This window comes from Companilactobacillus zhongbaensis (genome assembly GCF_003946515.1).
In the GTDB taxonomy this organism is placed as follows: Bacteria; Bacillota; Bacilli; order Lactobacillales; family Lactobacillaceae; genus Companilactobacillus; species Companilactobacillus zhongbaensis.
Genome location: NZ_RHOM01000012.1, coordinates 25543 through 47607 on the forward strand (window position 1 = coordinate 25543; position 22065 = coordinate 47607).

General features: G+C 39.4%; 18 protein-coding genes. 11 read left to right on the forward strand and 7 right to left on the reverse strand.

Features of this window, described 5'->3' with window-relative positions; translation table 11 throughout:
- Positions 1 to 315 precede the first annotated feature (315 nt).
- A complete protein-coding gene (locus EKM69_RS06785; RefSeq protein ID WP_125709463.1) occupies positions 316 to 1287 on the reverse strand; it encodes a polyprenyl synthetase family protein in 972 nt (323 codons plus the stop codon).
- Positions 1288 to 1509: 222 nt separating this feature from the next.
- On the opposite strand from EKM69_RS06785, the gene EKM69_RS06790 reads away from it, so the two are divergent.
- Entirely contained in the window at positions 1510 to 2424 is a 915-nt protein-coding gene (locus EKM69_RS06790) for a 1,4-dihydroxy-2-naphthoate polyprenyltransferase (RefSeq protein WP_125709465.1), read from the forward strand.
- Here EKM69_RS06790 and EKM69_RS06795 read toward each other — a convergent pair.
- On the reverse strand, positions 2421 to 3620 hold the full coding sequence (locus tag EKM69_RS06795; RefSeq protein WP_125709467.1) for an acetate/propionate family kinase: 1200 nt from the start codon (positions 3618 to 3620) through the stop codon (positions 2421 to 2423). The two genes, EKM69_RS06790 and EKM69_RS06795, sit on opposite strands and share 4 nt — an antisense overlap.
- A 125-nt stretch (positions 3621 to 3745) precedes the next feature.
- Between EKM69_RS06795 and EKM69_RS06800 the strand changes: the two genes are divergently transcribed.
- The 4 genes from EKM69_RS06800 (at position 3746) to EKM69_RS06815 (ending at position 8993) form a co-directional block, all read left to right on the forward strand.
- Positions 3746 to 5734 (forward strand): coiled-coil domain-containing protein, encoded by a 1989-nt coding sequence (locus EKM69_RS06800; RefSeq protein ID WP_125709469.1) that lies wholly within the window; start codon positions 3746 to 3748, stop codon positions 5732 to 5734.
- A 21-nt stretch (positions 5735 to 5755) separates the two neighbouring features.
- Positions 5756 to 7006, forward strand: a complete 1251-nt coding sequence (locus EKM69_RS06805) for a glycosyltransferase (RefSeq protein WP_125709471.1) — start codon at positions 5756 to 5758, stop codon at positions 7004 to 7006.
- 2 nt (positions 7007 to 7008) lie between these two features.
- The gene (locus EKM69_RS06810) at positions 7009 to 7953 is read left to right on the forward strand and encodes a glycosyltransferase family 2 protein (RefSeq protein WP_125709473.1); all 945 of its coding nucleotides are present in this window, start codon (positions 7009 to 7011) and stop codon (positions 7951 to 7953) included.
- A gap of 695 nt (positions 7954 to 8648) precedes the next feature.
- Positions 8649 to 8993, forward strand: coding sequence for a carboxymuconolactone decarboxylase family protein (locus EKM69_RS06815; protein ID WP_125709475.1), 345 nt, complete (start codon positions 8649 to 8651; stop codon positions 8991 to 8993).
- Positions 8994 to 9243: 250 nt separating this feature from the next.
- Here EKM69_RS06815 and EKM69_RS06820 read toward each other — a convergent pair whose 3' ends face one another.
- Positions 9244 to 10830: an L-lactate permease gene (locus EKM69_RS06820; RefSeq protein ID WP_125709477.1), complete on the reverse strand. Its 1587-nt coding sequence runs from the start codon at positions 10828 to 10830 to the stop codon at positions 9244 to 9246.
- 547 nt (positions 10831 to 11377) lie between these two features.
- Here EKM69_RS06820 and EKM69_RS06825 point away from each other — a divergent pair.
- From EKM69_RS06825 to EKM69_RS06835, 3 genes are all read left to right on the forward strand, one after another.
- A complete protein-coding gene (locus EKM69_RS06825) occupies positions 11378 to 12004 on the forward strand; it encodes a TetR/AcrR family transcriptional regulator (RefSeq protein WP_225423854.1) in 627 nt (208 codons plus the stop codon).
- A gap of 11 nt (positions 12005 to 12015) precedes the next feature.
- Positions 12016 to 13170, forward strand: a complete 1155-nt coding sequence (locus tag EKM69_RS06830; RefSeq protein WP_125709479.1) for a cation:proton antiporter — start codon at positions 12016 to 12018, stop codon at positions 13168 to 13170.
- A gap of 81 nt (positions 13171 to 13251) precedes the next feature.
- Positions 13252 to 14436, forward strand: coding sequence for an NAD(P)/FAD-dependent oxidoreductase (locus EKM69_RS06835; protein ID WP_125709481.1), 1185 nt, complete (start codon positions 13252 to 13254; stop codon positions 14434 to 14436).
- Positions 14437 to 14981: 545 nt separating this feature from the next.
- On the opposite strand, the gene EKM69_RS06840 is transcribed toward EKM69_RS06835, so the two are convergent.
- The gene (locus tag EKM69_RS06840; protein WP_164505880.1) at positions 14982 to 16085 is read right to left on the reverse strand and encodes an ROK family transcriptional regulator; all 1104 of its coding nucleotides are present in this window, start codon (positions 16083 to 16085) and stop codon (positions 14982 to 14984) included.
- Between the two features lie 215 nt (positions 16086 to 16300).
- On the opposite strand from EKM69_RS06840, the gene EKM69_RS06845 reads away from it, so the two are divergent.
- Positions 16301 to 17077, forward strand: a complete 777-nt coding sequence (locus tag EKM69_RS06845; RefSeq protein WP_125709485.1) for an SDR family oxidoreductase — start codon at positions 16301 to 16303, stop codon at positions 17075 to 17077.
- A 67-nt stretch (positions 17078 to 17144) separates the two neighbouring features.
- Positions 17145 to 18710: an FGGY-family carbohydrate kinase gene (locus EKM69_RS06850; protein ID WP_125709487.1), complete on the forward strand. Its 1566-nt coding sequence runs from the start codon at positions 17145 to 17147 to the stop codon at positions 18708 to 18710.
- Positions 18711 to 18805: 95 nt separating this feature from the next.
- Here EKM69_RS06850 and rpmA read toward each other — a convergent pair whose 3' ends face one another.
- Both rpmA and EKM69_RS06860 read right to left on the reverse strand, forming a co-directional pair.
- Complete coding sequence (gene rpmA, locus EKM69_RS06855; RefSeq protein ID WP_125709489.1) at positions 18806 to 19078, reverse strand: 50S ribosomal protein L27; 273 nt, start codon at positions 19076 to 19078, stop codon at positions 18806 to 18808.
- 18 nt (positions 19079 to 19096) lie between these two features.
- The gene (locus EKM69_RS06860) at positions 19097 to 19846 is read right to left on the reverse strand and encodes an SDR family oxidoreductase (RefSeq protein ID WP_125709491.1); all 750 of its coding nucleotides are present in this window, start codon (positions 19844 to 19846) and stop codon (positions 19097 to 19099) included.
- A gap of 148 nt (positions 19847 to 19994) precedes the next feature.
- Here EKM69_RS06860 and EKM69_RS06865 point away from each other — a divergent pair, with 148 nt between their 5' ends.
- Positions 19995 to 20381, forward strand: coding sequence for a winged helix-turn-helix transcriptional regulator (locus EKM69_RS06865; RefSeq protein ID WP_125709493.1), 387 nt, complete (start codon positions 19995 to 19997; stop codon positions 20379 to 20381).
- A 58-nt stretch (positions 20382 to 20439) separates the two neighbouring features.
- On the opposite strand, the gene EKM69_RS06870 is transcribed toward EKM69_RS06865, so the two are convergent.
- Positions 20440 to 21909, reverse strand: a complete 1470-nt coding sequence (locus tag EKM69_RS06870) for a glycoside-pentoside-hexuronide (GPH):cation symporter (RefSeq protein WP_125709495.1) — start codon at positions 21907 to 21909, stop codon at positions 20440 to 20442.
- Positions 21910 to 22065: the final 156 nt, after the last annotated feature.

Genomic DNA, 22065 nt, shown 5'->3' on the forward strand with positions numbered 1-22065 from the left:
AAAAAACAAGCATCATGAAACTTCGAAGTTTAGTTTTTTGCTTTTCGCAAAACCAATCTTCTCCGTTTTCACAAACCCCTGCAAATCCAGCCTACTTTTTGAAACTTTTCATTACTACTTCCCTACCATGAAAGATACCAAAAGTTTGTGTATTAAATGTATACATATAATTTTCACCTAATACGATTCCCACCACCACAAGTAAATAAGACGTTATATTTATTTATTTGTCTGTGAATTTATATCAACCAACCATTTTATTAATATTCAACCCCAAAAAAATAAGCAACATCCCCAAAAGGACGTTGCTTATTTCTACTCAATTCGATCGAGCAATTCTTCGACTATTTTTTTCAAAGCTGTTCGATTGCGATTGTTTGGTAACTTCTTGATCCGTTTCAATGCGTGATTGCTATAAGTTCTAGCAATATCTTTGGCTTTATCAAGATAACCTTCATCAACCACGATCCTGGCAGCTTCATTAATATCGTTAGGATCTAGTTCATCTTTAGATAAGACATCGATCAACGCCTGATTCTTATCTTGGAGTCCTAAAATGTATGGCAGTGAATAAACACCGTTGCGTAGATCTTCAAAGTTTGGTTTTCCTGTATCGCGACTGTCCCCAAAGTCGAGGACATCATCGATAATTTGGAAAGCCATTCCGATCTCGTGACCAATATTCTTAGATCTGGCGATCAATTCGTGGTCACCACCCGAGATGGTGGCACCCATCATGGTACTTAGTCCAAACAATTCTGCAGTTTTACCAGCAACTTCACGGAAATACATCTTGGCAGTGGCATCAACGTTGAAGTTGATCAGTAATTGATCTAATTCACCAACTAAAATCTTCTTCATACTTAAAGCATTCGTCAAAATTTGTGATTGCTGCGGTAAATGTCTTGAGATCGTTTCGAAATACAGCGTGAATAAATAATCTCCAGCATAAATGGCATTACGTTTACCATATTTGGTATGGATCGTTGGCTTTGAACGACGAAGTGGTGAATCATCGATCACGTCATCGTGGACCAAAGTCGCAACGTGCAACAGCTCGAGGGACGCTGCTAATGGTATTAATTCTTCATCTGATTTCTTCTCCGGACCAAAGCTACTAAAGATCAAGAAAAAAGCAGGACGCAACATCTTCCCTCCAGATGTTAAGTCTTTGATCATCTTAATAATAGCTTCGTTGTGTATATCCAAACTATTGTGAATAAATTCAGTCGTGCTATTTATTCTTTTCCCCATTTTTGGATATTCTTTCCAAATTGAATTTGCCATTTAACTCCCTTAATCAAGCTCTTCTAAGCGGTTTCATGACTTACGAAGAACTCATCTGAACTCCCATGTCCAGAATCCTTTATTCTTTTTAAATATTATAAATTACCTAAAGCAGTTTATCCAGACGACTTCACAATATCAAAACTAACTTTAAGTAGTTTCCTTGTCTCATCACATAAAGTAATTCTATAATATATGATATTAAACCAAAGGATTGATTTTGTGAAACCATCAGTATTTTTAGAACTGGTCGAAATAAAAGCCAAGACGGCCAGCGTATTTCCTTTTCTAATGGGAACATTATACGCGTACTATCATTGGCATTCTATCAATATCTTAGAATTGATCTTGTTTTTTATTGCTATGTTTCTATTTAATATGGCAGTAGATATTAACGATAATTACTGGGATTATAAAAACGCTTCCGGAGTGGAAAGTTTTCGCCGCGAAACTAACGTCATTGGCGTCCATAACTTAAACATCCACATGATCGGCTGGATCGACTTCTCATTCAGCTTCATTGCTGCTGTGATCGGTCTCTTCATTGTTTACCGGACAGGATTGCCGTTATTGTTCATGGGACTATTCTCATTTGCAGTTGGCTTCTTCTACGCCGGTGGTCCTAAACCGATCAATCGTGGTCCTTTCGGTGAATTCTTCGCTGGATTCACGATGGGCTTCGTCATTTACTTGATCGCCATCTACATCAATGTCTTCAATTCACCCGAGGCAATACTCGACTTCAAGTTTTACGGTGACATCTTACTTTCATCACTCTTAACTTGCTTTGCCATTTCTAACTTATTGTTAGCCAACAACATCGCTGACGAAAAAGAAGACAAAGACCTCGGTCGGAAAACGATCGTTTATTATTTAGGCAAAGAAAATTGTCTCTTCATCCTAAACTCGCTTTACGTTTTAGGATATCTAGCTTTAATTTGTTCCATAATTATAGGATTGCTCCCAAAGGCGATGTACTTATTGCTAGTGATCACCCCGATTATTTACAAAAATACCCGTCAGTTCAGTCACAATCCTATCAAAAAAGAAACATTCCCATTGATCATTAAAAATCTGCTCTTGATCACATTGACCGAAGTAATTACTTTCTTCATCGGCGTATTGATCAATTTTTAGCCAAGTAATTCAGCAAAGTGGTAAGTATCTTGAGCGATCATTAACTCTTCATTTGTAGGCACAGTATAAGCAAGGACCTTTGAGTCGTCTGTCGTGATCTTAACTTCTTTTCCACGGCAGTTATTGCTTTCTGTGTCTACTTTTGTTCCCATGAAGCTAATTCCATTCAAGACATCTTCACGAACTTCGGGACTGTTCTCACCGACACCAGCTGTGAAGGCAATGACGTCAACGCCACCCATTTCTGCAGCGTATGAACCAACATACTTGATGACACGGTTACGGAAAATATCGAGCGCTAATTGAGCACGGTCGTTATCACCTTTAGCTGCAGCATCTTCGATATCACGCATATCGGCTGAAATACCTGAAAGTCCTAATAGTCCTGACTTGTGATTCAAGATATCGATCATATCTTCAACATCTGTCAAATTGAGTTTCTTCATTAAATATGGGATCAATGAAACATCTAAGTCACCACTACGACTACTCATAGTAATACCAGCGAGTGGTGTGAAGCCCATTGAAATATCAAAAGCTTTACCGTTCTTAATAGCACTGATCGATGCACCACTTCCTAGGTGAAGGACGATAACATTCTTATCTTCGATCCCACCAGGAACGATCTCGTTCAATCTTGAAGCTATGTAACGGTGACTAGTTCCGTGTGCTCCGTAGCGACGAGCTTTATAATCTGTGTAATATTCCATTGGTAAACTATATAGGTAGTTTTCTTCTGGGATCTGAGCGAAAAAGGCTGTATCAAAAACAGCTACTTGGATAGCTTTTGGAACTAGCTTCTTGAACACACTAATGTAGTAAGCTTCTACTTTATTGTGCAATGGTGCATACTCGGCAAGTTCTTCGATCAATTTCAAGTTCTCTTCTGTCACGATCTCAGACTTCTTGAAGTGCTCCCCACCAGCAACAACACGATGTCCAAATGCGGTAATATCTTCAAAATGGTCGATGATGTGTTCATCTTTCAACTCACTTAAAATGGACAGCACGGCTACTTCGTTAGACTCAATAGCTTGCTCACGTTCAGTTTTTTTGCCGTTGTATTTTAACTTAAACACGGCTTTAGGTGATCCAAGTCGATCGATCATCCCCGATGCGATCACTTGTTTGTCAGGCATCTCAAAGAGTTTCCATTTCAATGTAGAGCTACCTGCATTTATAGACATTATCTTCATCGTAATTCTCCTCACAAATATGTACTAGAGTTCCTCAAATCGGCGCTCGGCCTGCTTTGACACTATTTTAAAATAATGATACTCTGTAATAACTATTATAAGTCTTTTTTGGGGGTATTTCATTCGTGAAATTATTTAGTAGATTACGTAAGGATGTCTCGGACCATAATGCCCGTGACACCAATGTTCAAGCCCAATCTCACCCTACCGATAATAAGTCAAATTCGACTGAAGATCACCCAAAAGAACAAATTAGCAATAACCACAAACCCGTAAAAGACCCAATTAAAACTGAACAACCCGAAAAAACCACCACCACTATTAAAACCCCTCAAGTTACCAGTGATAATGGCAATAATGCAGTCGTTTCAGTGCATGATCAACGTGTTCAAATTGAAAGTAATATGAACCAACTTTCCCACGAATACGCTCAACTACGCGGAAAATTAAAGCTTAATTTGTTCAGCGAACGTGATGATTATCAAGGTAAACTCAACAATTTAAACAAACAACTAAAGTCTCTTCAAGCTAATGAGGACGCCGTCCAAGACAACTTGAAGAAGAACAAAGAAGAAGACGATGGCAAAGAGAAAGAACGCCTCGCCTCTGTTCGTGCTGACCAAAAACACCAAAATGATTTGCTCTATCGTTACAAAGAGCAACAAAAGAAGCTCGCTACTAGTATCGAGAAAAACGACAAGAAGCTCACTAAGAAACAAGCTGAGCTTGCCAAAAACCAAAAGTCTGAGACTGACTTATCGGCTGCTATCAAGAACGAGACCGACCTCCAAAAGATGATGGTCTTGATGGAAAAGCAAAAGACTCAGATCGACAAGATCTACAAGAGTCGTGAAAAGATCAACGCCGAATTAGCCGAGATCCAAACCGATCTTGGCAATGACAAGAAAGATCTCAAAGACGTTAACGTTAATATCAATGAGATCTCTAGTAATATTGCTCTTCTCAAGACTAAGACTACTTCGATCGAACAAAAGATCAAGAATGACCAATTACATCGCACTAGCTTGATCAACCAACTTGAAGGTTCAAGTAAGAGCAACCTTAACGATATCAAAGGTCTCAAGATGCAGATCAAGAACGTGACTGACAATATCAACTACGTTGACAAGTACATCAAAGATGTCTTCCACGCAGCTTATTTAGTGCGTGAAGTATTCTTGGAACCTCAAAAACAATACTTAGTCTTATCAGACTCGATCGACAAAGAACAACAAGAAACCGACTTGTTCGATATCGTGCACTACTTAGAAACTAAGATGCACATCAAAGTTACTTTAGTAACTTCATTTTTCAACAATCAATTCGGTGATATCGTTGACGGCTACACTAAATCAATGAACATCGAACGTCCTGACGAAGTTAACTTGTTCACCGACATGCAACGATCAGACAATCCTTCAACTAAACCAGTTGAGATCCCTGAATCAAATAACTGGGTCACAAGAACTGATGTTAAGACGCAAAACACTTTGATCTATGATCAAAGCGGTAACTTGTTGATGACCGTTGAATATTTGGATGACAAGATCAATCGGATCAACTACTTCAAAAACTCCAAGATCGTTAAAACTAATATTTACAATGAAGATGGCATTTTGTCATCAACACAAATTTTTAATAAAGACCAAAAATTGGGTGAAGAAAACTTCTTTAGAACTGACGGTTCGATCGTTATTACGATCACTTACGAATCAGGCGTTGCCAATGATTTCCAAGTCTTCGATGGCTCTGGTCTCTTGACGCAAGACTTCGATAAGAAAGAAGAACTCGTTACTTGGTGGATCAATAAACTTTACGCCGATCAAGACGACATCGTCTTTGTTGGTAGTAGTACTGATCTACTTTATAAGGCAGTGGCCGAAGTGCGTGACCAAGACAAATCTGACTTGATCACCTTCGTCGAAAATGCCCACAGTAACATTGGACGGATCAAGGCTTTACTCCACAAGGAACCCTTGATCAACAACATCTTCGTTCAATACGAACGCGACTTACATTCTATTGAAAATACGACTGATCGTGACATTAGTGTTAGTGCTATTAAGACTGCTGTCAGCGATGAAATGTATTTACCTGAATCACTCAAAATTTAACGATAATACGAGGAGGTACTCATGCTTATTTTGAAAATAATTTTGGGTATCTCTTTTTTTGCGACTTTGTTTACGTTTGCAATGAGTATTGCGACGTTTTTCTTCTCCGTGAGAAAGAGTACCCCCGACCAGTTTTTGTCTGACTACAAAGTTTATATTTTAATGCCAGTCTTGAATGAATCTTCGGTTATCAAAGATACTGTGGAACGATTTTTTAATGATAGCTATTACAGTTACAAAAACAACGTTCACCTAATCATGATCGACGACCGTAGTACCGATGGCTCGACTGATATTTTGCGTAACTTGAATCGTAAGTTTCACAACTTCCACGTGATCAAACGGACCTTCCCTGCCGCTCAAAATGGTAAGGGTGAAGCCTTGAACGCGGGGATCCAATACGTTAAAGAAAATAATACTTGGGATCCTGAAAAAACTATCGTTGGTGTTATCGATGCCGATGCCTATATGACCATTGTTGATATCAATAAAATGGTCAACGTTTTCGACCAAGATGACGAGTTAGCCATGGCACAAAGTCGAGTGGCTATGCTGCAAGCTAACAACTGGCTAGAAACCTTACAAGACTTTGAATTCGTCGTTCCGAACTCGCTGCTCCAAAATATGCGTGATCATTTTGGCAACGCTGCCGGTGCCGGTAACGGGCAATTTTTCCGACTGAGCGATTTATCAGAACGGACTCCTTGGGGAAATGCACTTTTAGAAGACTTTGAAATCAGTACGAGGATCTTGTTGAAGGATAAAAAAACTGCTTTTGTGCCGGATGTTTTAGTCTACCAAGAACCAGTTTCTAAGGTGAAAAATTTCATCAAGCAACGGGCTCGTTGGGCTCAAGGAAGTCTCGATTGCTTGAAACTCTTAGGCAAAAAAACTGTAGCTAGTAATTTAGGCTTTGCCGCTAAAACTGAAATGATCTTATTCATGTGTTCAACTTTTTTAAGCTTCATTATTATTTTGGCTAATATTTTTTCACTCGTCTCGATTATTTTAGGTTTAGCCGTTGTCAATTACTCGGCTCCGTGGTGGATGATCTCTACACTGCTACTAGGCTTACTGCTTGTCATATTCTCGATTATCCAATATTATCGGTATATAAATATATCTATTTTTCAAGCAATTGGTTGTGTATTTTACTTTTACGTTTATATAATTTTGATCATCCCGATCGTCTTGATCGCGGTTTGGAATTTTATAACAGGTCATAATAGCTGGGATAAGACTTCCCACGGACTTAAGGAAAGTGAAGAATAATTATGAAAACAATTTCTATCGTCGTTCCTTGTTATAACGAGGAAGAGACTATTAACATTTATTATGATGCGATGACTAAGATGAAAGAGGAGGCCAACAATGACGGCCGCCGCTTCGATATTGAATATTGGTTCATTGATGATGGTTCCGCTGATAAGACTTTACCGATCTTGCAACAACTTCAAAAAGATCACAGTGAAGACGTTCATTATGCTTCGTTTTCACGTAATTTTGGTAAGGAGTCTGCTCTCTACGCCGGTTTAAACCAAGTCACTGGCGACTACGTTGCGGTGATGGACGTTGATCTGCAAGATCCACCTGATATGTTGCCGAAGATGTTCGATATTTTAGAAGAAGGCGAATACGACTGTGTGGGTTCTGCCCGCATGGATCGTAAGGGTGAAAATCCTATTATTTCGTTTTTCTCTAATTCTTTTTACGGCGTTATCAACAAGATGTCGCAAACTAAGATCATCCCTGGTGCCCGCGACTTTCGTTTGATGACTCGCCAGATGGTTGAGTCGATCAAGTCGATGACTGAATACAACCGTTTTTCTAAGGGTATTTTTAGTTGGGTCGGTTTTAAGACTAAGTACTTGCCTTATAAGAACCATGAACGTGTTGCTGGTACTACTTCTTGGAACTTCTGGAAGCTTTTGAAGTATGCTTTGACTGGTATTATTGATTTTACTGAACGACCTTTGGCTCTGGCTACTTGGTTTGGGTCTATTTTCTCGGTATTATCGATCGTATCGTTTGTCTGGATTATTGTGCGTAAGCTTGTTAATCCGATGATTGCTATTGATGGTTGGACTTCTATTGTGGCTATTGTTTTGCTTATTGGTGGGATTCAGCTGATTAGTATTGGTATTCTTGGTGAGTATATTGGGAAGATTTTCCTTGAGGTTAAGAAGCGGCCTATTTATATTATTAAAGAGAAGAAGTAGTTTGTGTTGGAGATTCCTTTTGATGGGGGTCTCTTTTTTCTTGAGGTGAGAGAGTTTTTGGCAGACGAGAAGCGTTTTGCTTGGGTTGTGTTTTGATGTTTGTTTGGTTGGTGGGATAGTGGTGGTTGTTTGGTTGGTGGTTCACTGCCGACTCCGGGGGCCGGGGATACAGCCGCTGGAATGCACTCGGACACGATTTTGAGCTACCCGAGAAGTTCGCTCGGGCATCTCAAAACTCGGTCTTTCACTAGGCAATAAATTGCCAAGTGAAATTTAGGTGCTGAGGGCTGTATCCCCGGCCCCCTCCGTCTAGACGGTGCAATCATCCCCCTGTTTTTTTGGGGGTACCGATTTATTTTGTGCAAGTTGGCACTTTTTGCGCGTCCTAACTTTCTCTTGTCTATCTCAGTTTCTATCTTGGTTTGTAAGATTAAGTGCATGGTGAAAACCATTTTATAGGAGCAAACCACTTTCCTTGGTTCTTCTGTTCTTCACTTATCTCCCTTATTTTCTTGTTTTCTTCAGTTTATTTTCCCCTCCCTTTTTGCTCGCGCGCTCGTTTCTCGCACTCTCGCCTTGTTCTGTTCCTTTTTATTTCTGAGGTTGATTATTTTGTTGCCTTTTTGCTTTTGACCCTCTCTTTTGCAAGCGTTAACATGTGGATGTACTTAAATTCTTTTTTGGAGGGTTTTGTTATGTCTAACTACAAGGAACAATTGGATGGTATTAATGTTAATTATGGTCTTTTGGCTAATGCTTCTGGTGATCCTGCTAAGGATTTTTCTTCGCTCCATGCTGATGCTTTGAAGGATGGTGCTCTTGATCAGAAGTCTAAGGAATTGATGGCTCTTTGTGTTGGGATCTCGATTCGTTGTGAGGGTTGTATTTTGGATCATTTGCATCACGCTATTGATGCTGGTGCTTCTAAAGATGAGATTGTTGAGACTGTTAATGTTGCTTTGATGATGAGTGGTGGTCCTGCTTTTGTTTATGGTGGGAAGGCTATTGCTGCTATGAATGAGTTTTTGGACAAAAAGTAGAGAGCGGAGCGAGGTTGGTCAGCTGCTGAGGATTAACGCGGGTGGTCGAACAAGGTGCGGCAAAGCCGTGCCTCGACCACCTGTGTTAACCGGAGGCCGCTGTCGCCTGGAGCTTGTTTTCGCATCCTTGAGGATAAAGATTAAAAACTCTATCCAAACCGCTGCAAGTTAAACTTTTTAAAATTAAAAATCCACATTAAAAAAAGCGATCTTAAACTTCCCTGATCCGGAAGCTTTTGATCGCTTTTTCTTACGATATTGCTATGAAGATGAATCCTACGATTCCTACTAGGATTCCGTATGTTAGTGCTGGTAGTGCTGTTTTTCTTAGGATGTTTCCTTCTTGACCTTGTAGGCCTACTACGGAACTTACTGATACTATGTTGTGGACACAGATCATGTTTCCGGCTGCGGCTCCGATTAGTTGGGCTGCTAGTACTATTTGTTTGCTTATTCCCGCGTTTGATGCTATGTCTTCTTGGATCTGTCCGAAGGTTAGGGTTGATACTGTGGCACTTCCGGTTACGAAGGCTCCTAATTCACCTAGGAACGGTGCCATGAAGATCCAGACTGATGACATTGAGTCGGAAATTACGGTTGCTATGTAGACGGGCATGCTTTCTAGTTTGGCTACGTTCAAGCCGGAGTTGGCGAAGATCTGGACCATGATCAATGTTACTCCTAAGGCGATGGTCGTTGACTTCATTGAGAAAACTACTTTTTTCGCTGTTGGTAAAAAGATCTTTAGTGATCTTACTTGAATTATCAAGCCTGCTGTTACGGCGATGGTCATTAAGGTTCCGGGAGAGTATAGGAATTCCCAGTCAGATTTGATTTGTTCAAAACCTAAAATGTTAGTCCAGGAGAAGTTAACTGCTGATGTTAAAAAGGCTTTTAGTGGTTCAAATACTCTGGAAGCTAATAGCATAAAGATTACTATGATGTATGATGACCAAGCTGATAATAAGGACATGTCGCTTTTTTCTTCCTTGATCTCGATGGTTGATGTGGTCCAAGGATTTTCTACGACTGATTTTGGTAGCAAGATGCGGAATTTGATTGTGATGATGGCGATGATGATAGTGATGAACGGTGTTAGGATCGATACGAATTCGTAGCCGAAGACGGTTGAAATGCTGATGGCTACTAAGGCGTAGATGATACCGATCATGAACGTCCAAGGTGCTGTTTGAAGCCAATCTTTACCACGTGATTCTTTTTTGCCAAAGAAGAACGTTAGTAAGAATAAGAGCATGAGTGGCATGAAGCTTCCGGCAAATAAGTCGATCCTGGTGATTTGTTGTCCGATTGAGTTTAAAAAGCCGCTATCGGTGCTAACGTTACTTAATCCAACTGTTAACGGTGTCCCTACAGCACCGAATGCAGCTGGCGTGGAATCAGCAACTAAAGCTAAAGTTACGGCTGCCATTGGTGTGAAACCGAGAGCAATCATCAATGGTGCTGTTACCATGGCTGGTGTTCCAAAACCTGAGATACCTTCGATCAAGGCTCCAAATAAGTAAGCTACTAATATGACTTGTATGCGCATATCAGCGGATAAATGATGGAACCCTAAATTGATTCGATCAATTGCCCCGGTGTGTTTCAGAGCGTTCAACATCATTAATGCCCCAAACAAGATCCACAGGATCGGTAAGGTTTTGTGAACGCCTTGCAAAACTGATGCAAGAATTACATCTGCCGGCATTTTCCAAATGAAAAAGCCTTCTAGTAGTACTACTAGTGCACTGATCGACATCCCCTTTGTCGCTGGCATATTTAATATCCCCAATAAAATAAACGGTAAGATAACCGCTGATAACGCAACTATAATCATATTTTCACCTCGTATTTCTTTTAGATTGCAATTTTAGCTACTTAATTATATTATGTTTTACTAATGGGTGGAAGCGTTTTTATTAAAAAATATTTTCTTATTTTGAAAAATTTAAATATTAATGCTTTATGAACCTAGCAGGTAGCCTATTTTATTGCAAAACAGAAAATGACAGTGGTGTTAACATTGTTGATCGATACGCAGAATTTTTTCGTGGATCCGTTCGTAAATCGCCTCTTTTGTTGATTTCGCATTACAGTTTGCTAGGCTCGATGGGCTACTTGGGGTTTTCCCTAGAATTGAGATTTTAAATTTTTCTAGAAACTATCTTTAGTTTTAATCCTTTTTGTGTTGTTTTGTTGCTTTACCAGTAAATTCATTCATATTTGCTTAGTCATTCGAGCCACTTTTTTGCTCTTTTGAACCCGCCTTCATGCTTTTTCCGTTTTGCCCTCTTGTTAGCAAACTGATAGAATTAATAGCTAGGGATTTTTTATTGATTATTTTTTATCAATTGATAAATGATTAAGTTTTGAAGGCTATTTTAATGTATAATGGATACGAATACGCAGAAGGTGATATTGCAATGAATTCACGGGATAAACAAGCAGAAAAGACAAAAAATGCGATCTTGGAGGTGGCTTCTGAGAATTTCCTTTCACAAGGATATCAAGCTACTTCTACTCGTAAGATCGCGCAGGCTCTGGATATTACTCAGCCTAATATGTACCACTATTACAAGAATAAGAAGGTTTTGTATATTAAGTCTTTGGAGCACGCTATTGGTGGCTTTAGTGAAGCGCTTTATAAGACATACGACGACAATAAGGACAAATCGTTTGAAGAACTTTTGTTGATCATTTCTACTTTTATGATTGAAAACTTTAAGATCAACTACTTTATGATGATGCACGATATTACTACTTTTTTCACTGATGAGGATCGTAAGACTATTAGTGAAACTTGGGATATCGGGTATTACAAGGTTCTTAATAATGTTTTCCAAGATCATAAAGATGAACTAAGATCTGATCTTCCTCTCCCATCTCAAGTTGGAACTTTTTTAACAATGTTGTTACCATATATAGAGTACAATGATGCTAAGCGAGCTCGAAATATCGCTAATTTGGGTACTATGGTCAAGATTTTTATCCATGGTATAAAAAAGGATTAGGAAAATAAAACATGGAATTCATAACACTTTTAGCCTTAATGCTCTTCTTGACCTTGGTAGTCAGTCATCTTTTTAATAAGATGAATTTGCCGGCCGTTATTGGTCAATTGATCTTAGGTGTTATTTTAGGAAAAGGTGTACTTAACATCGTTAAGCCGACTCATGAGGTAGAGCTGTTTGCTGAGATCGGTGTTATTTTATTGATGTTCCTTGCAGGTTTAGAGAGTGATATTGGACTTCTGAAAAAGCATTTCAAGCCGAGTCTGAATGTCGCCATTTTTGGTGTTATCTTACCTGTTGCCTTGACCTTGTTAACTGCTTTACTATTTAACATTAACCTCAAAGAAAGTATATTCATCTCTGTCGTTTTCGCGGCAACTTCTGTTTCTATCTCAGTTGAAGTTTTAAAGAGTTTGAACTATTTGTCTAGTGACTCCGGAACAGTTATTTTGGGAGCTGCCGTGGTAGACGATATTTTGGCGATATCGATCTTAAGTGTTATGTCAGGAACACTCAACGGTGACTTCTCAGCAGCTAAACTGGGGCTCATGCTTGGCTTGTGGGTAGTCTTTGGAATTATCACTTACGTTGCGTATAGATGGCTCATCCCTCAGATCATGAAATTATCTGAGTATATTGAAGCAACACATGCAACAACTATCATGGCATTATTGATTTGTTTCCTTTTTGCCTTCTTGGCAGACGAAGTAGAACTTGATGCCGTTTTGGGTGCTTTTGTGGCAGGTATCGCGATTTCCAATTCACCGCATTTTGAAGAAAAAATCAATGACGATATCGAAACGATCGGTTACGGGATCTTCATTCCGATTTTCTTCATCAGTATTGGGATCAATCTTGAATTCACCACCTTCTTCCAGGACTTCTGGTTGATTGTCTTATTCACAGTCACAGGTATCATCGGAAAACTATTCGGTTCAGGCTTCGGTGCAAAGTTGTCTGGATTCAATATGAAAGATTCCTATGTTATCGGTTCTGGAATGATTTCACGTGGCGAAATGGCGCTAATTATTGCGCAAATCGGATATAATGTGAAACTGCTTTCAGAAGAGTACTATTCAAGTGTAATCATCAGTATTATACTTATTACTATATTGGCCCCATTTTTTCTCAAACATTCTATTAGTAAGAATCCGCTACAAGCTTAGATGTTCCGAAAAAATGGCAAAAGTTATATAATAATTTTGGATGTTATTACTATATTTTGATAAATGAAGGAGTAGGTAGATATGGCTCATATTTTAATTTTAGGTGCAGGATACGGTGGATTGAAAGCTGCTAAGGATTTAGCAAAGACAACACCAGCTGATACACAAATCGATTTAGTTGACAAGAACGTATTGCATGTTGAAAAAACAGCATTGCACATGGTTGCAGCAGGAACAGCAAAACCAGAATCAGTAAGTTTTGACGTTCGTGACGTAATTCCATCAAACGTAAACTTTATCCAAGCAACAGTTTCAAAATTCGATCTAGACAACAAGACAGTTTCATTCTCAGACCATGACGACATCACATACGATTACGTCATCGTTGCTCTAGGTTTCCGTTCAGAAGACTTTGGACTCCAAGGTGCTGACGAACATGCCCTCATCCTACAAGATCTTGATACAGCAACACAAATCTACAAGACAATCAATGCAAACGTTAAAAACTACAAGAAGTCACAAGATCCAAAAGACCTCTCAATCGCAGTTTGTGGTGCCGGATTTACAGGAATCGAAGTTCTTGGTGAATTGATCGACACAGTTAAGATCTTAAAAGCTAAATATGGCGTACCTGAAATTAAGGTAACATGTCTAGAAATGGCAACACGTATCTTGCCAATGTTCGACGAAGAACTATCAACATACGCAGTTTCATATCTAGAAAAGAACGGTATCAAACTACTAACAGGTGCTAAGATCTCAAGAATCGAAGACGGCGCCGTAGTCTACAACGATTCTGAAGACAACGAACACAAAGTTGAAGCAAGCACAATCGTTTGGACAGTTGGTGTAAGTGGTGTCGACGTAATCAAAGAATCTGGCATGGAAGCAAGAAGAAACCGTGTAATGACAACAGAATTCTTAAACTTAGAAGACCACCCAGAAGCATACTTCATCGGTGACGACTCAGCCATCATCCCAGAAGGCTCAGAACGTCCACTACCAACAACAGGACAATTAGCAACAGCCGAAGGTGCAGCAGTAGCATTCAACATCGCCTCAGCACTATCAGGCACACAATTGAAACCATTCGTATACAACCCAGCAGGAACAGTAGCTTCACTAGGTCAAAACCACGGAATCGCCCAAGTAGGCGACCGCAAATTCAAAGGTGTAACAGCCTCATTGATCAAACACCTAGCAGCAGACAGATCCTTCTACACAATGGGTGGCTTAAAGACAGCCCTTAAAAAAGGCTCACTTTAAGATATAAGATTTAATTCAAAAACAATGAACAAATTAAAAAAGCGATATTACCTTCAAACAAGGCAATATCGCTTTTTTGTTCCCAAAAAACCGCGACTTTCAAGCGACGAAAGGAGCAAAGAAAGGAGCAAGAAAAAAGGCCATCATCGTAGCAACCGATGATAACCAGAGAAAAATATTCAACAAGATAGAAATAGAATTCAAAATCGTAAGAAAAAAAAGGAATAAATCCCCCAACCCAACCAAAAAAGTTTTGTACAAAAAAACTAAGTACCGTACCCCAACAAAAAAAATTGTGTTTGATACACCCTAGGTTCTGCGGGAGGGTGGAGGGAATTCGCCGTCAGCCGCGAAATTTTCGTTTGCACGGCATGGGCCGTGCTTACGAAAAGACCCAGCTTTGAGATGTCCAAGGCGGGTTTCCTTGGATAGCTCAAAGTGGGTCCGCAGCGTTCCACGGCGCAATTCCCGGAACCCTCCCGCAGAACCGGCAGTGAACCACCACAAAAACTACTACCTCTATAAACAACAAACACCAAAAAACATTAAATACAATCAACAAAGCTCTCCATCAAAGGCAAAGCAGCCCCAGAAGCCACCGGATGACTAAGAACACTCCCAAAACTAAGATAAGGATCATCCTCAGGAAAAGCAGTAATCTGATGAATCCGATCCTTAACATCAAACAAGACCGAATCATCAACAAACTGCAACAACTCACCAGCCAAAACAATCCGATTATCCAAAAACATATGAAAATTATTAACCGCCTCGGCTAAATAATCCAAATACTCGTTCCAACGCTTCTGAACATCTTTATCAGTCTTAAGCTGATCCATAAAATCAGTAATACTCTCGCCATCGTTCAATAATGAACTGATTGAAACATAAGTTTCCACACAACCTTTACGACCACAGTAACAAACACGATCACTGTTAAGGTCAAACGTGACATGCTCCATTGTGCCGCTACGTCCCTGCTCGCCTGAATAAATCTTGCCATCGATCATAATAGCCGTTCCTAAATGTTCTCCCAATGACAAGTAAATCGTATCTTCATTGGAGTCAGAACTATCTTGTTCAGCGTAAGCCACACAATCTGCATCGTGGAAAAATGAAACAGGATATGGCAAATATTTTTCAAACTGCGACACTTGCAAACCAGTGCAATTTAAAATTTTTCCATAAAGAACAGTCTTTCGATCAAAAGAAATCAGGCCTTGGATCCCTACACCCATGCCGATAATTTGATCGTCCGTCAAACCATTTTTTTGAGAAAAAGCTTTGATCCAGTCAGTCAATTCAGCAAAATAATTATCATTTAAATCAAAACTGATCGATCGACGATCGAATGCAATTTCCTGATTTTTCAGATCAACTGCCGTGATCGAAACGTATTCTTTGAACAATTCCAGACCTAAAGAGATGTGGTTTTCTGAATTAACCGAATACGCTACTGCCCGACGACCGATCTGGGATTTGAATTTACCGTCATTTCTAATCAAGTTATCTTCCAATAATGCCTTCAAATTTTGGCTCACTGTTGGCAAGCTCAAATTCAATTGCAAAGCTATCTCTTGCTTAGAAATCGTGTCTTGTTCATATATTAATTTAAAAATTCGCGAATAGTTTTTGTTATTATTTGCCATTTGAAAGTCTCCTAATGTATCTAGTATACCCATCAAAACTTATTTTGTAATACGCAATTACCATTTTATAAAATTATTTTACAAAACTATTGACAGCGCTTTCTCTCAGATATATCATTAACTCGTATTAAAGAAAGTGGTTTTACAAAACTACTTTATCAATTGCTTTTGTTTACCACTTTCAAATCAAAAGGGATTACCACGGAGGAATCATAATGGGTATTTTAGAAAGAATGTCACTAAAGGGAAAGAAAATTTATGTTACTGGAGGAGCTCAAGGCCTTGGATTTTCAATGGCTAGCGGATTAGCTGAAGCTGGAGCCGATATTGCTATCGTCGATATCAATGGTGAAAAAGCCGAAGAAGCTGCTAATAAAATTGCTGAAGCTACTGGTCAAAAAGCTATCTCCATCAAAACTGACGTAACCGATCCCGATCAAGTTAACAACATGGTCGAGACAGTCGTTTCAAAACTTGGTGGTTTAGATGCCGCCTTCAACAATGCCGGAATGTGCTTAAACATCCCTGCTGAAGATATGACTTATGACCAATGGTTAAAAGTTGTTAACTTGAACCTCAATTCTGTTTTCTTAACATCACAAGCAGCTGGACGTTACATGCTTAAAAATGGTGGTGGCTCGATCATCAACACTGCTTCAATGTCAGCACACATCGTTAACCGTCCACAACCACAATGTTCATACAATTCAACTAAGAATGGTGTGATCCAACTTTCGAAATCACTAGCCATTGAATGGGCCCAACGTGGAGTTCGTGTTAACACAATCAGCCCTGGTTACATGGGTACAGACTTAACACTTAGCTCACCAGACCTTAAACCATTGATCAAGACATGGAACGACTGGGCACCACTTGGTCGTTTAGGCCGTCCCGATGAACTACAAGGAATCGCCGTATATCTTGCTGGTGACACTAGTTCATTCTCAACTGGTGATGACTACTTAGTTGATGGTGCCTTTACTGCTTGGTAAAAATAACTTTATTAGGTGGCTTGTGCGAGCCGCCTTTTTAAATAAAAATATTAAGGAAGAAATCATTATGAAATACTTAATCGGAACAGATATTGGTACTTCAGGTACAAAGAGTATCCTTATGGATACTGAAGGACATCTCATTGCACAAGACCTAGAAGAATATGATGTTTTAACACCGAAGCCATTGTGGGCTGAACAGTGGCCCAAAGTTTGGAACGATGCCGTAAAAACATCGATCCGAAAAACAGTCGAAAAATCCGGTGTTGATCCTCACGACGTTACTGGCGTTGGTATTAGTGGATTATACGGTGGTTCTGGTATTCCTCTAGACGAAAAAATGAAGCCAGTTCGTCCTTGCTTGATCTGGATGGATCGCCGAGCAGAAGACGAAACAACCTGGGTCAAAGAACACATCGACAGTGAACGTTTAACAGAAATAACCGGAAACGATGTCGTCGACCCTTACTATGGATACACGAAAATCCTTTGGATCAAAAATCACGAGCCAGAAAACTGGAAAAAAACCAGAATGTTCTTACCACCTAGCAACTACGCTATTTATGAACTGACTGGTAAAGTTGCTATTGATCACTCTGCCGCTGGTAACCTCGGCGGATTGTACGACATCAACACTCATACTTGGTCAGAAGAAATGATGGATGCAATGGGCGTTCCATCAAGCATGATGCCCTTACCTATCGTGGATTCAACCACTGTCGTTGGTGGCTTAACTGCTGATGCCGCTAACGAACTAGGTTTACTAGAAGGAACTCCAGTCGTTTCCGGTGGTGTCGATGTCGGTGCCGCTAACGTCGGAATGGGTGTCCTAAAACCTGGTAAATATGTTGCCGCAATCGGACAATCAATGAACGCCGCACTAGTGAGCGAGAAACCTATCAAAGGACAAGGATTGATCGTTTGGCCATATCCTTACAAGTCAGAAAATCTCGTTTATAACTTCTCCGGTTCAGCAACTGCCGGTGCCATCACCAAATGGTTCAGAGATACCTTTGCTTTTTCAGAAAAATCCGTTCAAGCTCAAGGTGGCGACAACGCCTATGTCACTTTGAATAAGGAAGCCAAAGACGTTGGTCCAGGTAGTGAAGGATTGATCGTCTTACCTTACTTCATGGGTGAAAGAGCTCCAATTTGGAATTCAGATGCTAAAGGTACAATTTTCGGATTGTCATTAGTTCATACAAAAGCTCATCTTTACCACGCTTTCCAAGAAGCCGTTTGTTATGCCCTACGTCACAGTATCGAAAAAACCGGAAAAGACTTAGGTGAATACATCATCATTGCCGGTGGTGTCACAAATTCTCCTGAATGGGTCCAAATGTTTGCGGACGTAACAGGATATAACGTCAGAACACCGATCGAAGATGCCGAAGCCAACTTAGGTGACGTTATCTTAGCCGGACTCGGAACCGGTGACCTAACCACCGATTCGATCAAAGACTGGCAAGTCTTGGGCGAAGCTGTCAAACCTGATCCAGCACGCCATGAAGCCTACAACAAGTATTACAAGATGTACCGCAAGCTATACCATGACTTAGTCGGCGACATGCACGAATTAACTAATATCGAGCATGACCAAGAAGATGAAAAGAAATTAGTTACCGCTAAATAATTTAAAGAGTCGTAATGCAAGTATTTTCCCTAAAATACAAAATGGACGAAAACCAGATGTGGTTTTCGTCCATTTTTGTATTGGAACTTTTTAAATTAATATACGGAAACTTTCTTCTTATCTCTTCCCAAACGTTCAAATTTCACAACGCCTGCTTTTAAGGCAAAAAGCGTATCATCACTACCACGCCCAACGTTAGTTCCAGGATGGATCTTGGTCCCACGTTGACGATAAATGATCATGCCTGCTTTGACACTTTGCCCATCTGCTCTCTTCGCCCCTAGCCTTCTACCAGCAGAGTTTCGTCCATTAGTAGTAGATCCTCCACCTTTATGGTGAGCGAAAAGCTGTAGATCCATTTTCAGCATGTTATTTCTCCTTTGATATTAGTAATCTCTTTGATCTGTCGAACGCAAAATAATTTCATTAATGCCCACATTATCCGGTGTACCGATGGCGTATATTACTGCATTCGCTACATCTTCAGCATTCAAACCGGCTTCAGTTTCACTTTTTAAAACATCAGCTCTCATTTTTTCATCAGTAATAGTTGAAGCCAGTCCAGTTTGTGCATGACCTGGTGAAATCAACGTTGACTTAATCCCTTTACCGACCTCTTCAACTCGCAATCCTTCCATGATCGCACGCACAGCAAATTTAGTCCCGGAATATACCGCGGAACCAGCCCCGACAAAATGTCCCGCTACAGAGTCAGTAGTAATGATCTGACCACGGTGTTGTTTTTCCATGATCGGTAAAACATACTTGATGCCAAATAATGTACCCTTCAAATTAACATCGATCATCTTTTCCCACTCATTTGATTTACCATCTCGAAGTAGTGAAACTGGCATTAGACCAGCATTATTAAATAAAACATCGACTCTCTGGAATTTTTCCATAGTGAAATCTATTAACTCTTTGAGATCTGATTCCTTCGTAACATCAGTAACCTTGTAGATGACCTCAGAATCAAATTTTGCCGTCAATTCTTTGGCAATCATTTGTAGCTTGCTTTCACTCCTAGCAGCCAGCACTAATCGCGCACCATTTTGTGCTAATTTTATTGCGGTAGCTTTGCCGATCCCGCTTGAAGCACCAGTAATAATAATTGTTTTTCCTTGAATATTTTCCATAATTTATTATTGATAACCTGTAGCCTTTCTATTGATATGTTGTTAGACTAGAAACAATATTTACATCTTAAATCATTATAAAAATTATTCTAGAACGCACTTTAAAGTGGCTTATTTACCTGCAGGTAAGTGTCTTGGAGGAAAATATATGGTAAAAAAGAAAAATGAGTATACTAACGGGGCTTTGTTGACGCTTGAAATTGTTGGGAATAAATGGAAGCCGTTAATTATTTGCCATTTACTTGACGGTCCCTTAAGAACGTTAGAATTACAACGACGCGTAAAAGGTATTTCCGCAAAAGTATTAGTCGAGCAATTAAAACAACTAGAAGCAGACAACATCATTGATCGAAAATCCTTCAAAGAAATACCTCCACATGTTGAGTACTCATTAACTCCTGAGGGGTACACTTTAGCCAAGGTCTTAGGATCTATGTCTTCTTGGGGCGAGCAAAAAGCTCAACAAATGAATGATACTGGCAACAACGTCAAACTGGAATATTCTGATCACGAAAAATGGACCAACGAAAAATAACTAACATCTCAAAACACACAAAAAACACCCCACACAATGTATAGGATGTAATTATTTTTTACAAACCGGTCTTTACTGTAGTTGGAGCAACAAAGCTATGATCATCACTAACTGCTGAATCAGGATCTGCAGACTCATCTTTTTCAAGACGCTTATTGAGTTCCTTAACGATCTCGTCGTGTTTTTCTTCCGTCAAAGTAACTTTAAAGAAGAAAATCAAAGCAGCAATGATCAATAAGATCAATGGAATGTAGAACATGAATGTGTTAAATTGGAAAACTCCGTGTGCTGAAATGTCAGAAGGCTTGGCATTACCTGTCATTCCAGCTGCTACAGCAACAATCCCAACGATACCATTTGAAGCGGCACCAGCTAATTTATCGATAAGAGGACGAACAGACAAAGTAACTGATTCATTTCTAGTACCGTTTTTAAGTTGACCGTATTCCACACTATCCGTGATAGTCATTAATGTTGCTAAGAAAATCAATGGATATGGGAAGAAGTAGAAAGAAACTGCTAATAAAACTAAGCCTAAACTTTGGCCGGCAAAAATGAAAATAACATAACCGATCAACATAAAGGCGATACCACCAACATAGACGGCTTTTCGACGAATAATTTTTTCAAGCAATGGATAAATCGAAACTGATACAACACCCAGGATACAAGTAATAACACCGACCCAAGTATAAGCACCAGGATTACCCAATCTATAACGGAAGTAATACATCAAAAGTGAATTAGTAACCACATAACTAAAAGCAAATAAGAAGTATGAAGCCGCAATCCAAAGCAATTGGGTATTATTCTTAATAGCTCTAAAAACATCCTTCAAACCAGTATGTTTAGTATTTTTACGGATCAAATTAGTCTGCTCTTTAATGTTCAAGCAAGTAACCAAAGCCCCACCAGTACAAAGCAAAGCAACAATAACAACGTATCCGATCCAACCAGCATGAGTCTGTTGCCCAAAAGGAACCTTAGAGAACCAATGAGAGAACAGCATAATAGCTGGAGTAATAATCACAATAACAATCTGTGCCCCAAGAGTAGAACCCAAACGAGAAGCAGTACCAAACCGAGTCCGAACCTTAGATTCAATACTAATAGCAGGCAACATCGACCAAATAGCAATATCACTAAATGAGTAGAAAACGTCGATCAACAAAAAAGTAATAGCCAAAAGAATCAAGTAAATAGTAGGATGACTAAAAGTTAACCCACCGTAATCGGAAAAGAGAAAAATCAATCCAATAGAAGAAATAATCGACCCAATCAAAATCCAAGGCCGAAACTTCCCCCACCGAGTATTAGTATTATCAACCACACCACCGATCATAGGATCAAAAATAATCTCACCAACACGGATAATAACAATAATGGAAGTAACAATACCCACCATCTTCTCATCAGCGCCACTAGTAAACAATTGACTAGTAATGAACATCATAAAGTAAATACTCAACGTATTATAGAAAGCATCATGTCCAAAAGTACCAAAAGCATAAGCCAAATATTTCTTCATAAAAACACCCCTTGAATCACAAAGCAAAAAGATAAACAGTTTTAGAAAATAGCTTTGTAAAATTAATTAACAAATCTATTATAAATACAAGACCCACTTTTTGCAATCGTTTACAAAAAAATTCCAAAATCATTTTTATACCCCAAAAAAAGTAGA